13 protein-coding genes are annotated in these 14,359 nt (G+C 70.4%); 2 read left to right on the forward strand and 11 right to left on the reverse strand.

What is annotated here, in order from left to right; genetic code table 11:
• Window positions 1–20: 20 nt before the first annotated feature.
• From ACVCL9_RS17235 to ACVCL9_RS17285, 11 genes are all read right to left on the reverse strand, one after another.
• Complete coding sequence (locus tag ACVCL9_RS17235) at window positions 21–1,538, reverse strand: efflux transporter outer membrane subunit (RefSeq protein ID WP_447097201.1); 1,518 nt, start codon at window positions 1,536–1,538, stop codon at window positions 21–23.
• A 30-nt stretch (window positions 1,539–1,568) separates the two neighbouring features.
• Window positions 1,569–2,687, reverse strand: coding sequence for an ABC transporter permease (locus tag ACVCL9_RS17240; RefSeq protein WP_447097200.1), 1,119 nt, complete (start codon window positions 2,685–2,687; stop codon window positions 1,569–1,571).
• Between the two features lie 5 nt (window positions 2,688–2,692).
• A complete protein-coding gene (locus ACVCL9_RS17245; RefSeq protein WP_447097199.1) occupies window positions 2,693–3,859 on the reverse strand; it encodes an ABC transporter permease in 1,167 nt (388 codons plus the stop codon).
• Window positions 3,856–5,625 carry an ATP-binding cassette domain-containing protein gene (locus ACVCL9_RS17250; protein ID WP_447097198.1) on the reverse strand — a complete coding sequence of 590 codons (1,770 nt, stop codon included), beginning with the start codon at window positions 5,623–5,625 and terminating at the stop codon, window positions 3,856–3,858. The genes ACVCL9_RS17245 and ACVCL9_RS17250 overlap by 4 nt, the downstream gene beginning before the upstream one ends.
• A gap of 1 nt (window position 5,626) precedes the next feature.
• A complete protein-coding gene (gene hlyD / locus ACVCL9_RS17255; protein WP_447097197.1) occupies window positions 5,627–6,652 on the reverse strand; it encodes a secretion protein HlyD in 1,026 nt (341 codons plus the stop codon).
• Window positions 6,653–6,683: 31 nt separating this feature from the next.
• Window positions 6,684–7,109: a hypothetical protein gene (locus ACVCL9_RS17260; protein WP_447097196.1), complete on the reverse strand. Its 426-nt coding sequence runs from the start codon at window positions 7,107–7,109 to the stop codon at window positions 6,684–6,686.
• Window positions 7,106–7,765, reverse strand: a complete 660-nt coding sequence (locus ACVCL9_RS17265) for a TetR/AcrR family transcriptional regulator (RefSeq protein ID WP_447097195.1) — start codon at window positions 7,763–7,765, stop codon at window positions 7,106–7,108. The genes ACVCL9_RS17260 and ACVCL9_RS17265 overlap by 4 nt, the downstream gene beginning before the upstream one ends.
• Before the next feature lie 211 nt (window positions 7,766–7,976).
• On the reverse strand, window positions 7,977–10,502 hold the full coding sequence (locus tag ACVCL9_RS17270) for a cation-translocating P-type ATPase (RefSeq protein ID WP_447097194.1): 2,526 nt from the start codon (window positions 10,500–10,502) through the stop codon (window positions 7,977–7,979).
• 22 nt (window positions 10,503–10,524) lie between these two features.
• Window positions 10,525–10,962, reverse strand: a complete 438-nt coding sequence (locus ACVCL9_RS17275) for a universal stress protein (protein ID WP_395116436.1) — start codon at window positions 10,960–10,962, stop codon at window positions 10,525–10,527.
• 25 nt (window positions 10,963–10,987) lie between these two features.
• On the reverse strand, window positions 10,988–11,749 hold the full coding sequence (locus tag ACVCL9_RS17280; protein ID WP_447097193.1) for a glucose 1-dehydrogenase: 762 nt from the start codon (window positions 11,747–11,749) through the stop codon (window positions 10,988–10,990).
• A gap of 108 nt (window positions 11,750–11,857) precedes the next feature.
• Window positions 11,858–12,976: a PLP-dependent cysteine synthase family protein gene (locus ACVCL9_RS17285; RefSeq protein WP_447097192.1), complete on the reverse strand. Its 1,119-nt coding sequence runs from the start codon at window positions 12,974–12,976 to the stop codon at window positions 11,858–11,860.
• A 242-nt stretch (window positions 12,977–13,218) separates the two neighbouring features.
• On the opposite strand from ACVCL9_RS17285, the gene ACVCL9_RS17290 reads away from it, so the two are divergent.
• Entirely contained in the window at window positions 13,219–13,656 is a 438-nt protein-coding gene (locus tag ACVCL9_RS17290) for a CopD family copper resistance protein (protein ID WP_395116442.1), read from the forward strand.
• Between the two features lie 25 nt (window positions 13,657–13,681).
• Window positions 13,682–14,182, forward strand: a complete 501-nt coding sequence (tpx, locus tag ACVCL9_RS17295; RefSeq protein ID WP_395116444.1) for a thiol peroxidase — start codon at window positions 13,682–13,684, stop codon at window positions 14,180–14,182.
• Window positions 14,183–14,359: the final 177 nt, after the last annotated feature.

Consider the following 14,359-nt stretch of genomic DNA (forward strand, 5'->3'; position numbering starts at 1 on the left):
GCAGGTGTCGCGGTTGCCTGTCACCCATGGGGCGGCACCTCCTGCCGTGCCGGCGACCGCGGCGCGGCCTTGCCCTGGCTGCGGCTGCCGGCATCGCCGGCGGCGGGGTCCCAGCCGCCGCCCAGCGCCTTGAACAGCGCCACCAGGTCGACGGCGGCAGCGGTATGCGTGCGCGCATAGCCGTCCTCGGCGTCGCGCAGCACGCGCTCTTCGGCCAGCAGGTCGGTCAGCGCGATGTCGCCGGCGGCGTAGCGTGCCTGCGCGTGGGCGTAGCTGCGCCGCGCGGCCTCGAGGGCGGTCCGCTGCAGCCGTACCGCCTCCACGCCGAGCCGGTAGTCGCCGAGCGCGCGCTCCGCGTCGCCCAGCGCGGTCAGCACGGCCTTCTCGTAGGCGAGCGCGGCCTGCTGCTCGCGTGCCTCGCTGGCTCGGATCTGCGCGCGCACGCGGCCGCCATCGAACACGCGCCAGGAGATCAGCGGCATGATCGAGAAGCGCTGGCTGGCCGAGTCGAACAGCTGGCCCGCCTGCAGCGCCTGGAAGCCGCCGCTGGCGCCGATCGACAGCTTCGGGAACAGCTCCGCCGTCGCCACGCCGATGTCGGCAGTGCGTGCGGCCAGGCGTCGCTCGGCCGCACGCACATCCGGCCGGCGGCGCAGGATGTCGGCGCGCTGGCCGACCGGGATCGGCGCCAGCGTGATCGGTGCCGCGGCGGTATCGAGCAGGGCCAGCTCGCGCTCGGGTGGCGCACCCAGCAACACGCCCAGGCCCAGCGCCGCGGCACGCGCGCGCGCCTGGATGGCAGGCAGGCCGGCTGAGGCGGCGTCCAGCCGCGCCTGCGCGGCATCGACATCGGCCTGCGCCGCGTCGCCCGCACGGAAGCGTTGGCCGACCAGGTCCGCCGCCTGCGCGAGCGCCTGCACCGAAGCTTCGCGCGCGGCCAGCTCGCGTTGCGCGCCGCGCAGGGTAAGGTAGCTGCGCGCCACTTCCGCGGCGACGCTGATGCGTACGCCGGCGGCATCCTCCTGCGCGGCCTGCATGCTGGCCGCGGCGCTCTGCACGGCGCGCCGGGTGGCGCCGAAAAGGTCAATCTCCCAGCCGGCGTCGAAGCCGGCGTCGTGGATGGTCTGGTCCCGCGCCAGTCCGGGAATGGCGCCGATCGGCAGCGGACCGTTCTTGCTCTGCCGGCGCCGGGTCACGCTGGCGCCAGCGCCGACGGTCGGCGCGTAACCGCCGGCCGCGCGATCGCGCAGGGCGCGTTCCTCGGCGATGCGCGCCAGCGCCTGGCGCAGGTCGGGATTGTCCGACAGCGCGGTGGCGACCAGCCGGTCCAGCGTCGGGTCGCCCAGCGTCGTCCACCAGGTCGACAGGCCAGTCGGTGCTTGCGCGCCGGCGACCGGCTGCGTCCAGCCGCGGCCGGTGTCCACCTTCGGCGGCCCGCGGTAGTCGGGGCCTGCCGCGCACGCGCCGAGCAGCAGCGTGCCCAGCGCGATGGCTGCCGCGCGTGGTGCGCCGTAGCGGCGATTCGATGAGCGGGTCATGGCAACTCCTTCATGCATGGCTTGGGGTGGTCACTGCAGGCGGCTGCGCACCAGCGCCGTGGCCAGGGTCAGCGTGACCAGCGCGATCACCGCCAGCGGCCAGAGGTTGGCGAGGACGTCCGCCGCCGGCATCGCCTTGAGGAAGGTGCCTTCGACGATGACCAGGAAGTGGGTGAGCGGGATGGCCTGCGCCATCCATTGCAGCGCCACCGGCATGTTCTCCACCGGCGTGGCGAAGCCCGACATCAGCACCGCCGGCACGCCGATGGCGAAGGCGCCGAGGATGGCCTGCTGCTGCGTCGCGCTGACCGCGGAAATCATCAGTCCGATGCCGACCACCGACAGGATGAACAGCATCAGGCTCGCCAGCAGCAGGGCGAACGAGCCGGTAAAGGGGATGCCGAACAGGAACACGCCGGCGCTGATCATGAACAGGCCGAGCAAGGTGCCGATCGCCAGTGCCGGCAGCGATTTGGAAATGATGATTTCCGGCGTCGAAGTGGGCGATACCAGCAACTGGTCGAACGTGCCCAGCTCGCGCTCGCGCGCGATCGACAGCGAGGTGATCAAGAGCGCGCTGAACAGCGCCAGGATGCCGGTCAGGCCCGGCACGATGAACCAGCGGTAGACCAGGTTCGGGTTGAACCAGTGGCGCACGACCACCGGCGTCGGCGCCTGCGTGCCCGGCACGACGGCGGCGCCGACTTCGGCGGCGATGGTCGAGAGATAGGCCACGGTGATCTGGCCGGAGTTGCTGCGCCGGCCGTCGACCAGCACCTGCGCACGGCCGCTGCCGCCGGCGGCGATCGTGCGCGAGAAATCCGCCGGGATGGCCAGCGCCGCGATGATCTCGCCGCGGTCGATCAGTTCGTGCAGCTGCCGCTGGCTGTCCGCGTGCCGGACGTGGCTGATGAAGCGGGCGCTGTCCAGCCGCTGCATCAGCTCGAGCGACCAGCGGCCGGCGTCCTGGTTGTAGACGGCGATATCGACGTTGCGCACTTCGAGCGTGGCGGCGAAGGCGAACACCAGCAGCTGCAGGATCGGCGGCACGAATACCACCATGCGGCTGCGCGGGTCGCGCAGGATGCTCAGGATTTCCTTGACGAACTGCGCGCGCAGGCGGGTGAAGCTGAGCAGGGAGCCGGACATGGGCGCTACTCCAGGTTCTTGCGCGTGGCGCGCTTGGCCAGCACGAAGAACACCGCGCCGATGGCCGCCATGGCCAGCAGGTTGGGCACGAATACCGCCCAGATGTCGCCGGCGAGGAACACCGTCTTCAGCGATTCGACGAAATAGCGCGCCGGGATCAGATGGGTGACGGCGCGGATCGGCGCCGGCATGGCGTCGATCTCGTACAAAAAGCCCGACAGCATGAAGGCCGGCAGGAAGCCGGTGAACAGTGCAATCTGTGCCGCCAGGAACTGGTTGCGCGCCAGCGACGAGATCAGCAGACCCTGCCCCAGCGCCGGCACCATGAACACCGCCGACAACAGCAGCAACGCCGCCAGCGAGCCGCGCAGCGGCACACCGAAGGCGTACACCGCCAGCGCCGCGGCGCCCAGCGTGGACAGCATGCCGAGCACGAAATAGGGCAGGAGCTTGCCGATCAGGATCTCGACCACCGACGCGGGCGTGGACAGCACCGCCTCCATCGTGCCGCGCTCCCACTCGCGCGCCACCACCAGCGCCGTGAGCATGGTGCCGATGATGGTCATGACGATGGCGATGGCGCCGGGGATCAGCGCGCGGCGGCTTTCCAGCTCGGGGTTGAACCAGTAGCGCGGCTCCAGCGCCACGGCCTGCGCGGGCGAGGCGGCGCCGCGCCCGGCGCGCCACGACTGCACCACGCCACGGGCGTAGTTCTCCACGTAGTTGGCGGTGTTGGGGTAGGAGCCGTCGGTGATGATCTGCACCAGCGGCTCGCGGCCGCGCCGGGCCAGGCGCTGCTCGAAATCCTGCGGGATCACCACGTAGCCGCGCAGCGCGCCGGAGACCAGCTGGTCGGCCACCTCGCGCCGGTCGTGCGCGAAATGCACGTCGAGGAAACGGGTGCCCGAAAAAGCCGCGGCCAGGGACTGCGCGGAGGCGCCGGGAGATTCCAGCACCACGCCGACGCGCACCTGTTTGGCGTCCAGCGACACCGCATAGGCGAACAGCAACAGCAGCACCACCGGCAGCACGAACGCGATCAGCAGCGTCGAGGGGTCGCGCAAGGCCTGATGGCTTTCCTTGACCACCAGGGCCATCAGCCGCCGCCGGTCGAAACGCCGCGAGCCGGCCGGCAGCGCGCCATCCCCGAGTTTGTGCCTGGCGGCGTTCATGCGGCCGCCTCCGTTTCGCGTTCGGCCGATTCCACCAGATGGATGAAGGCATCCTCCATGGTCGGGTCCGGCCGCTGCGGGGTGATCGCCATGCGCTTGAGCGCGTCGGGCGTGTCCAGCGCGATCAGGCGCGCACGCGAGAGCATGGCCACCCGGTCGCAGTATTCGGCCTCGTCCATGAAGTGGGTGGTGACCATGATGGTCACGCCTTTGCGTGCCAGCCCGTTGATGTGGGTCCAGAACTCGCGCCGGGTGATCGGGTCCACGCCCGAGGTGGGCTCGTCCAGGAACAGCACGGGCGGGCGGTGCATCAGCGAACAGGCCAGCGCCAGGCGCTGCTTGTGCCCGAGCGGCAGCGAGTCGGGCGTGGCGGACAGCCAGCCGCCGAGATCGAAGGTGGCAATCATCTCCTCGATGCGCTGGCGTCGCGTGTCGCCTTCCAGCTGGTACACGCCGGCCGAGAACTCCAGGTTCTGCCGTACCGAGAGCAGGCCGTAGAGCGAGAACTTCTGCGCCATGTAGCCGAGGCGGCTCTTGGCCGCGCCGGTGGCGCGGCGCAGGTCGAGGCCCACCACGTGCGCCTCGCCCGCGCTCGGCTTGAGCAGGCCGCACAGCATCTTGAAGGTGGTCGATTTGCCGGCGCCGTTGGGACCGAGCAGGCCGAAGATCTCGCCCTTGTGCACCTCGAAGCTGACGTCGTCGGTGGCGGTGAAGGCGCCGAAGCGCTTGGTGAGGTGGCGGCAGGAGACGGCTATGTCGGAGCCCAGTTCGACCGGCGGCAGCCGCTCGGCCAAGGTCGAGGTGCCGCCGGGGCCGCCGCCGAGCAGGTCGATGAAGGCGTCCTCGAAGCGCGCCGGTACCGGCGCCAGTTCCACCCACGAGCGCTCGGCCAGCGCCTGCACCTGCTGCGCGCCGGCGCCTGCGCGCAGCACCACGCGCACGCCGGCGCCCTGGATCACGCCATCGCTCACGCTGGGCAGGTCGAGCGCCTCGGTCAGTACCGCGCGGCGCTCGGCGCCGACGTTCTCGAGGCGGAAGCTGCGACCTTCGAGCTGCGCGGTCAGTTCCTGCGGCGGCCCGTCGAACAGCAGCTGTCCCTGGTTCAGCAGCAGCACGCTCTCGCAGCGCTCTGCCTCGTCGAGGTAGGCGGTGGACCAGACCACCGCCATGCCCTCGTCGGTCAGCGCCTGCACCATGCGCCACAGATCCTGCCGGCTGACCGGGTCGACGCCCACCCCCGGCTCGTCCAGCAGCAGCACCTTGGGCCGCGCCATCAGCGCGCAGGCCAGGCCGAGCTTCTGCTTCATGCCACCGGAGAGCTTGCCGGCCAGACGCGTGGTGAAGGGCCCGAGTCGGGTGAACTCGAGCAGTTCGGCGAACAGGTCGGTGTGGCGGTCTGCGTCCATGCCGCGCAGCCGCGCGTACAGGCGCATGTTCTCCATCACCGAGAGGTCTTCGTACAGGCCGAAGCGCTGCGGCATGTAGCCGCTGGCGACGTGGATGGCGTCGTTGTCCTTCACCACGTCGAAGCCGGCCAGGGCGACGCTGCCGGCGTCGGGGACCAGCAGGCCGGTCATGATCCGCATCAGCGTGGTCTTGCCGGCGCCGTCGGGGCCGACCAGGCCGGTGAGGCGGCCGTAGCGGATCGTGGCGCTGAGGCCGCGCAGCGCCTGGACCTCGCCGAAGCGCTTGCCGACGCCGTCGATCACCACCGCGGCATCGTGCTTGCCGGGTTGCGAGGCAACGCTGGCAGGCTGCGGACCCATCTCAGTGCCCCCGCGCGGGCTGGCTGGCGGTGTCGACGTCGACCGTCACCGGCATGCCTTGGCGCAGGCCCTCGTCGGCGTCGGACACCACCACGCGCAGGCGGTAGACCAGGTCGGTGCGCAGGTCGGCGGTCTCCACCGTCTTCGGGGTGAATTCCGCACGCGGCGAGATGAAGCCGACCTGGCCGTGATAGACGGTGGCCGAGGAATCGGTGTGCACGCGCACCTTGGTGCCCGGTGCGATACGGCCCAGGTCCGCTTCGCCGACATACGCGCGCAGGTACACCGGATCGCGCAGGCTCAGGCTGTACACCGGCATGCCGCTGGCCACCATGCTGCCCGGTTCGCGCACGCGGGCAATCACGACGCCGTTGCTGGGCGTGACCAACGTCGCATCGGCCACTGCGGTGCGCGCCTGGGTCAGGGCGGCCTCGGCCGCGGCGACGCGTGCCTTGCCAGCGGCGATGTCCTCGCTGCGGAAGCCGGCGCTGGCCAGCGACAGCGCAGCCTGCGCCGCGGCCAGGCTGGCGGCGGACTGGTCGCGCGCGGCGCGCGCGGCGTCAGCGGCGCGCTGGCTGCTGGCGCCAGACTTGAGCAAGGTGTCCTGGCGCTTGAAGTTGCGCTCGGCCTCGGTGGCGCTTGCCTGCGCCTGGCGCACGTGCTCGCGCGCCTGGGCGATTTCCTGCGGGCGGTTGCCGCGGTGCAGCTTGTCCAGCTGGGCCTGCGCGGCCTGGAGCTCGGCTTCGGCCGCCGCCAGCTTCTCGCGGTAAGGCGTGGCGTCGAGCTGCGCCATCACCGCGCCGGCGGCAACCGTGTCGCCTTCGTCGAAGGCCATGTGGGTCAGGCGGCCGGACTGACGAAAGGCCAGCTCCACCTCGCGGATGTCGACGTTGCCGTACAGGCGCAGCACGTTCGGATTGCCGCGGTCGCGCAGCAGCCAGAACGCCAGGATGCCGCCCAGCGCGATCACCATGACGGCGATGGCGATCCAGCGGGTTTTTCCAGTGGGAAGGCTCGGAGTTTTCATCGCGACGGTTTTTCCACGTGAGAAGAGGTGTTCAGTGCGCGTGCGCCACCGGCGCCGCGCTCACCGACAGACGCCGGGCCAGCACCGCAATGCCGAGCCACACCAGCGTGCGCAAGGTCATGGCGACCGGTGTGCGACGCTCCCACGCGCCGCCCAGGGCCACATGCAAGCCGAAAGCGAGGAAGACCAGCGCCGTCGCCAGCGCGATGGCGAGCGCCAGCCATGCCGCCCAGCGCCGGCATCGCCACAGTCCGATCCCGGCGACGACGTAGGCAAACCCGGCCAGGAAATTGAACCAGAGCACGAACGGCACGTAGTGGCCGGCGGCCTGGCGCGCGGCGCCGTCGACGAACAGCACTGCCGCACCTTCCCTGAGGGTCAACAGGCCGAAGCCGATGGCGAGCAGGGAAAGCAGCCAGGTCCAGATGCCGCGGTGCTGGTGGGTAGTCATGGTCATGGCTCTCGGTTCGTGGGGGAGCGTCCGCTTGCAGGAGGGGGATCGCCTCGGTCGGCGCGCGCGATGCCGCGGCGGTAGATCGCAAACGCGCCCGCCGCTTCCTTGCGCATGTGGCGGGTGTCGCCGGCCAGCAGGGCCTGCATCACCAGGCCCTGGATGCTGCCGATGAACAGCGTGGCCGCCGCGGCCGGGTCCAACTGCGGATCCAGTTCGCCGGCGGCTTGGCCATCCTCGATCAGGGCACGCAGGCGCTCGCCGTAGCGGCGGATCATGGTCTGGACCATGCGCTTGGCGGCGGTGCTCTCGGCCCGCTGCAGTTCGCCGAACAGCATGCGCGGCACGCCGGCGTGTTCGGCGACGAACGCGATATGCGCCATGAACATGGCTTCCAGCGCGGCCAGCGGGCTGGCCGCGTTGCGCGCGGCGCGCTCGACCCGTGCCAGCAGGTGGTCGGCCACCCACTCCATCGCCGCCTGCCAAATCGCGTCCTTGTTCGGGAAGTGGCGGAACAGCGCACCCTGGGTCAGCTTCATCGAGCTGGCGATCGCCGCGGTGGTGATCTCGCTGGGGTTCTGCTCGGCCGCCAGCTTGATGACCGCCTCGACGGTGACTGCGCGGCGCTCGTCGGCAGGCAGGTGCTTGCGCTGAATGTCCATCGTGCTGGCTTGCCAAAAGTAAGTGAGTAATTACTATCTTATTAGAGCCGGAATCGTTGTCAAGCGGTGTCGATGCGGGCTTCGCGGCTTGAGTGTTTGCCGGGGTGGCGGCCTTGCGGCGGACCGCCGGCGCATCGCGTGCCGGCGATCCGGAGGCTGGCGATGGCGAGCGGAGTTCGGCCGTTGGCGACGCCGGGCGCAAGCGTCCGCTTCAGCGCACCGCTGTCTGGCGCAGCCTTCCGCGCGCCGTGCGACGCAGCAGTTCCAGCCAGGCAATGGTGGCGGCCAGCATGGCGGCACTGGCGAGCAGCATGGGGACGCCTGGTGCCGCCAACCCCATCACGCCGCGGAAGAACGGCACGCCGATCACGCTCGCCAGCATCAGCGCCACGGCACCGAACATCCGCGGCAGCCAGGGGTTGCGCGCCGGCATGCGGCTCAGCGTCGGGCGGGACAGGTCGCGGTTGGCCAGGGTCAGCAGGAACAGCCCGACCACCAGCGCGACGAACACCGCGCTGCGGCAGGAGGCTGCGTCCAGGCCCTGGCTCAGCAGCAGGCCGTAGCCGAGCAGCAGGATGCCGGCGAAGCCGAGTCCCTGGATCACCGCGTAGCGCAGGTTGGCAACGGCGAACGGGGAGTCCGACGGTGCGCGCGGCGGTCGTCGCATGATGTCGTCGGCGGCGGGCTCGGCCTCGTACACCACCGAGCAGGCCGGGTCGATCAGCAGTTCCAGCAGCACGATGTGCACCGGCATCAGCAACACCGGCCAGTGCAGCAGGGTCGGCACCAGCGCCAGCGCGATGATCGGCATGTGCACGGCGAACACGAAGCGGGTGGCCTTGGTGATGTTGTCGTAGATGCGCCGGCCCTGGCGGATCGCGCCGACGATGCTGGCGAAGCTGTCGTCCAGCAGCACCAGCGCGGCCGCCTCGCGCGCCACGTCGGTGCCGCGCTCGCCCATCGCGATGCCGACGTCGGCGGCCTTCAGCGCGGGTGCGTCGTTGACGCCGTCGCCGGTCATCGCCACCACCTCGCCGCCTTCGCGCAGCAGCTGCACCAGGCGCAGTTTCTGCTCGGGCTTGAGCCGCGCGCACAGGTCGACGCAATGCAGGCGTTCGCGCAACGCGGCGTCGTCCAGTGCAGCCATTTCCACGCCGGTGACGACCTCGGCGCGCTCGCTCAAGCCCACCTCGCGCGCAATCGCCCGCGCGGTGGCCGGGTGGTCGCCGGTCATCATGATGATGCGGATGCCGGCGCTGCGGCATTCGGCGATCGCCGCCGGCACTTCCGGCCGTGGCGGGTCGACGAAGCCGAGCAGGCCGAGGAAGCGGAAATCGAAGTCGTGCTGGCTTTGCGGCCACGCTTCGCCGTGCCACTCGCCGCGGGCCACGCCGAGCACGCGCAGGCCGCGCTCGGCCATCCCCTCGACCTGGTGCAGGATGACCGCCGCGTCAGTGGCGGCCAGATGGCACAGGTCGATCACCGCTTCCGGCGCGCCCTTGGTCGCCAGCAGGTGCGTGCCGCGCGCGTCGCCGCGGAACACGTGAGTCATCGCCAGGATCTCCGGCGACAGCGCGTACTCGAATTCCGGCGCCCACTCGGCGTGCACGTGCTCGGTATCGGTGAGCCAGTGCAGCCCGAACTGCTGGATCGCCTTCTCCATCGGGTCGAACGGGTCGGCCGGCGTCGCCAGCATGGCGAACTCGACCAGCGCATGAAACGGCTCGGGCAGCTCGTGCGCGTCCTGGTCGTGCGTGCTGCCGTCGACCAGGCGCAGTTCGGCGACCTGCATGCGGTTCTGGGTCAGCGTGCCGGTCTTGTCCACCGCCAGCACCGAGATCGCGCCCAGCGCTTCCACCGCGGGCACGCGGCGCGTCAGCACCTTGTGCCTGGAGATCCGCCACGCGCCCAGCGCCAGGAACACGGTGAGGATCACCGGGATCTCTTCCGGCAGGATCGCCATGGTCAGCGCGATGCCGGCGAGCACGCTCTGGAGCAGGCCGTGGCCGTCCCACAGCCAGCCGAGCAACGCGTACGCCGCGGCCAGCAGCAGGCCGCCGACGGTGAGGTTGCGGATCAGCCGGCGCGAGGCCTGTTGCAGGCCGGACACCGGTTCGACGGTGTCAGCCAGCGCCTGACCGATGCGGCCGACTGCGGTGGCACTGGCGATGGCGCGGACCTCGGCGACGCCGACGCCCTTGGTCGCCACGGTGCTGGCGAACAGCTGGCCGGTATCCTCGCCGGGGAGCTTGGTGACCGGCACCGCCTCGCCGGTGAGCAGCGATTCGTTGACGTCGAGATGGCCGTCCAGCAGCACCGCGTCGGCGGCGATGCGATCGCCCTCGTGCAGCACCAGCAAGTCGCCTACCACCACTTCGCGGCCGGGAATGCGCTTTTCCTCGCCGCCGCGGATCACCAGTGCGCGCGGCGCGGACAGCTCGCGCAACGACTCCAGCGCCCGCTGGGTCTTGCGCTCCTGCGCCAGCGTGATGCCGATCACCACGAACACGAACGACAGCAGGAACGCCGCCTCGGCGCGGTCGCCCAACGCCAGATACAGGCCGCCGGCAACCAGCAGCATCAGGAACATCGGCTCGGTCAGCACGCCGCCGACGATCGCGAGCATGCTCCTGGGGGCGCTGCCCGGCAGCAGGTTCGGGCCGTGTGCCGCCAATCGGCGCGCCGCCTCGGCCGGGTCGAGGCCGCTGCGGGCGGGCGGCGCTGTCTTCCCGTTCACGCCGCGGCCCGCCGGCCGTTGCTCAACGGCAAACCAGCACCGGCACGTCGCCGTTCAAGATCACCTTGTGCGTCTCGCTGCCCAGCAACAGCCGGTCGAAGCCGCGCCAGCCGTGCGAGGCCATCACGATCAGGTCGCACTGCTGCTTGCGCGCGGCGCCGACGATGGCCGAGTAGGGACGCGCATCGATTTCGTGGCTGCCTTCGCAGGCAACGCCGGCGGCCTGCGCCCGCCCGCGCACGTCGGCCAGGTAGCGTTCGGCGTTGGCGATCGCCTCGCGGGTATAGCCCGGCTCGTTGGCCACGACGAACTCGGCGAAGTAGACCGAGGCGGGGAAGGGCGCGATGACGTGGAATGCGTATACGCGGGCGCCGAGTCTGGCAGCCAGTTCGATACCGGTGTCGACCGCCCGCAGCGACAGCTCGGACCCGTCGGTGGGCAGCAAAATGTGCTTGAACATGGTGGAGTCCTCCAGCAGTGGATGGTCAGTGGCAGGTGTAGCCGCCGTCGATGACCAGCTCGCTGCCGGTCACGAATTTCGATTCGTCGGACGCCAGGTAGACCACGCCCCAGGCGATGTCGTCCGGCTCGCCCATGTGGCCCAGCGGGTGCAGCGCGCCGACCTCGCGCCGGTGTTCGGCCGGGTCGCCGCCCATCGAGGCGATGTGCTGCTCCACCATCGGCGTCCAGATGAAGCCGGGATGGATCGAGTTGACCCGGATGCGGTCGGCAGCGTACAGCATCGCGTCGGTCTTGCTCATCAGCCGCACCGCGCCCTTGGACGCGTGGTAGGGCGGTGAATCCGGCGCGCCGACCAGGCCGTAGATCGACGACAGGTTGATGATGCTGCCGCCGCCGGCCGCGCGCAGCGGCGCGATCGCGTGCTTGGTGCAGAAGAACACGCCCTTCACGTTGATCGCCTGCACCCGGTCCCACTCGGCTTCGGTGATTTCGTGAGTCGGCTTGTTCGCGCCGGCGATGCCGGCGTTGTTGACCAGGACGTCCAGACGTCCAAACGCGGCGACCGTGCCGGCTATCGCCGCGGCCACCGCGGCCTCTACCGCCACGTCGGCGTGGAAATAGCGCGCGCCCTCGCCGAGTTCCGCGGCCAGCTGCTGGCCCGGCCCGTCCTGCATGTCGACCAGCGCCACTTTCGCGCCGGCTTCCAGCAGCCGGCGCGCGCAGGCGGCGCCGATGCCCACGGCGGCGCCGGTCACCAGTGCCACCTTGCCGCTCAGTCTGCCCATCGCCGTGTCTCCCGTGAAATATGGAAGCCAGCATGGGCCGGCTGCGGGTGGCCGGTGTTGACCATGGTCAAATCGGCCCGGCGGTGCCTGCGGCGGATTGGCGCGGCGTCAGGCGGAGGCTGTCCGGCGCAGCGGCGCGCAGCCGGTCTCGATGCTGTGGCGCAGCGACGCCTCGCTGTGCGAGCGGTCGATGCCGTGCGCGGTCAACCAGTGCGGGTCGAACAGGGTTTCGGCGTAGCGCTCGCCGCGATCGCACAGCAGGCTGACGATGCTGCCGCGCTGGCCTTCGGCGCGCATCGTGGCCGCCAGGGTCAGGCAGGCGACGAAGTTGGTGCCCGAGGAGCCGCCGTAGCGATGCCCGAACAGCTCGCCGAGCAGCCACGCGCCGGCGATGGAGGCTTCGTCCGGCACGCCGATCACGTGGTCCACCACCTCGAACACGAAGCCCGGCTCGACCCGCGGCCGGCCGATGCCTTCGATCAGGGTGGGGCGGCTGGCCACGGCGCTGCGGTCGTTGCTTTGCCAGCCGCACACGAAACCGCTGCCGACGGGGTCGGCGATGCACAGCCGGGTGTGCAGACGGCGATAGCGCAGGTAGCGGCCGATGGTGGCCGAGGTGCCGCCGGTGCCGGCACCGCAGACGATCCAGTGCGGCTCGGGCGAGCGCTCACGGGCGAGCTGGCCAATGATCGACTCGGCGATGTTGTTGTTGCCGCGCCAGTCGGTGGCGCGCTCGGCCAGGCCGAACTGATCCAGGTGACAGGCGCCGCGCGCCGCGTGCTCGGCGGCGCGCGCATGCACCTTGGCGGGGTCGTCCACCAGGTCGACCTCGCCGCCCAGCGCCTGCACGTCGCGGATTTTCCCCGGCGCGGTGCACGCCGGCATCACCGCGACGAAACGCAGGCCGAGCAGGCGCGCGAACCAGGCCTCGGAGATCGCGGTGCTGCCGGAGGAGGCGTCGACCACCGTCTGGTCCGGGCCGAGCCGGCCGTTGCACAGCGCGTACAGGTACAGCGAGCGCGCCAGCCGGTGCTTGAGGCTGCCGCTGGGATGGCTCGCCTCGTCCTTGAAGTAGAAGTCGATGCCGTGGAAGCCAGGGAAGTTGAGTTTCAGCAGGTGCGTATCGGCCGAGCGCGCGGCTTCCTGGGCCAGGCACTCGAGCGCTTCGTGGACCCAGCGCCGCCCGGCGTGGCGCAACGGATGGATGAGCGGGACGACACTGTTCACGCGGAGCCTCGACTTGCCATGGGTGGCGAAAGAACGCGAATGCCGACAATCGGCAGGGGACATGCTCGCGGCGGCGCGCGGCGGCGGCCCTGATGCAGGTCAACCGCGATGGCGGCGACGCGGGGCGGATTGTCACAGACCGGTGCAGCGGCTGCGCCGCCGGCACCGGTTGATGCAGGTCATGGCCGGCGCCGCCTGGGCGGCGGATGCTGGGCGTTGGTTCTTTCTCATGGCCAACGCGCATGCTTGCCTGGTATCCGTGGATCGTCCTGCTGCACCTGGCCTGCGCCATCGTGTTCGTCGGTGCGGTGGCGTTCGAGGTGATCGTGGTGGAGTCGCTGCACAAGCACTTCGACATCGTCACCATGCAGCGCATCGAGCAGGCGGTGATGGCGCGGGTACGGCGCTACATGCCGGTGGTGGTAGTGCTGCTGTTCGCCAGCGGTTTCATGCTGTTCGACATCCGCTGCGACGGCTTTGCCTGCGTCGGCTCGCGCTTCGGCAACTGGCTGCTGCTCAAGGTGGTACTGGCGTTTGGCGTACTGGGCGTGTTCGTCAACGCGATGTGGGCCATGCGCCACGGGAAGATGGATGTCTGCCGGTTCAAGCACACCCACCGCATCGTGCTGGCGCTGATGGTCGGCATCGTGTTTCTGGCCAAGACCATGTTCTACTTGTAGCCTTTCACAAAGCAGGAGTCGCACCATGTCCACAGTTACCCTCCACGGCAAGCCGGTTCGCGTCGACGGCAGCTTTCCCGCGGTCGGCGCGGCCGCACCGGCGTTTTCGCTGGTGGCGGGCGACCTTTCCGACGCCGGGCTGTCGCGTTTCGCCGGCAAGCGCAAGGTGCTCAACATCTTCCCCAGCGTCGACACGCCGACCTGCGCGGCCTCGGTGCGCCACTTCAACGAGGCCGCGGGCAAGCTCGACAACACCGTTGTGCTGTGCATTTCCGCCGACCTGCCGTTTGCGCAGAAGCGGTTCTGCGGCGCGGAAGGGCTGGACCAGGTGGTCAACCTGTCGATGATGCGCGGCCGCGCATTCCTCGCCGATTACGGCGTGGCGATCGCCGACGGCCCGCTGGCCGGCCTTGCCGCCCGGGCAGTGGTGGTGCTGGACGAGCACGACAAGGTGCTGCACACCGAGCTGGTGGGCGAGATCGGCGACGAGCCGGATTACGCCGCCGCGCTGAAAGCGCTGGGCTGAGCAGGACTTTCGCTTGCCTGTGAGTAGGGCGGGCACTGCCCGCCGAGGCTGGCCGCGCATCTTGTCGAAGAGCCGGCGGGCAATGCCCGCCCTACGCTGAATGCTGTAGCGCACCCTGTGCGCGATGCTCCTGGTAGACGTCGCGCAGAGGGTGCGCTCCTGCAATGGCCTTGCGCG

The sequence above is a fragment of the Rhodanobacter sp. UC4438_H5 genome (assembly GCF_052978405.1).

What these genes read in the sequence shown, in the direction of transcription:
- ACVCL9_RS17275 (WP_395116436.1), bottom strand. Translation starts at nt 10,962, where the DNA reads ATGTTCAAGCACATTTTGCTGCCCACCGACGGGTCCGAGCTGTCGCTG.
- ACVCL9_RS17240 (WP_447097200.1), bottom strand. Translation starts at nt 2,687, where the DNA reads ATGTCCGGCTCCCTGCTCAGCTTCACCCGCCTGCGCGCGCAGTTCGTC.
- ACVCL9_RS17265 (WP_447097195.1), bottom strand. Translation starts at nt 7,765, where the DNA reads ATGGACATTCAGCGCAAGCACCTGCCTGCCGACGAGCGCCGCGCAGTC.
- ACVCL9_RS17235 (WP_447097201.1), bottom strand. Translation starts at nt 1,538, where the DNA reads ATGACCCGCTCATCGAATCGCCGCTACGGCGCACCACGCGCGGCAGCC.
- tpx (WP_395116444.1), top strand. Translation starts at nt 13,682, where the DNA reads ATGTCCACAGTTACCCTCCACGGCAAGCCGGTTCGCGTCGACGGCAGC.
- ACVCL9_RS17280 (WP_447097193.1), bottom strand. Translation starts at nt 11,749, where the DNA reads ATGGGCAGACTGAGCGGCAAGGTGGCACTGGTGACCGGCGCCGCCGTG.
- ACVCL9_RS17250 (WP_447097198.1), bottom strand. Translation starts at nt 5,625, where the DNA reads ATGGGTCCGCAGCCTGCCAGCGTTGCCTCGCAACCCGGCAAGCACGAT.
- ACVCL9_RS17245 (WP_447097199.1), bottom strand. Translation starts at nt 3,859, where the DNA reads ATGAACGCCGCCAGGCACAAACTCGGGGATGGCGCGCTGCCGGCCGGC.
- ACVCL9_RS17290 (WP_395116442.1), top strand. Translation starts at nt 13,219, where the DNA reads ATGCTTGCCTGGTATCCGTGGATCGTCCTGCTGCACCTGGCCTGCGCC.
- ACVCL9_RS17260 (WP_447097196.1), bottom strand. Translation starts at nt 7,109, where the DNA reads ATGACCATGACTACCCACCAGCACCGCGGCATCTGGACCTGGCTGCTT.
- hlyD (WP_447097197.1), bottom strand. Translation starts at nt 6,652, where the DNA reads ATGAAAACTCCGAGCCTTCCCACTGGAAAAACCCGCTGGATCGCCATC.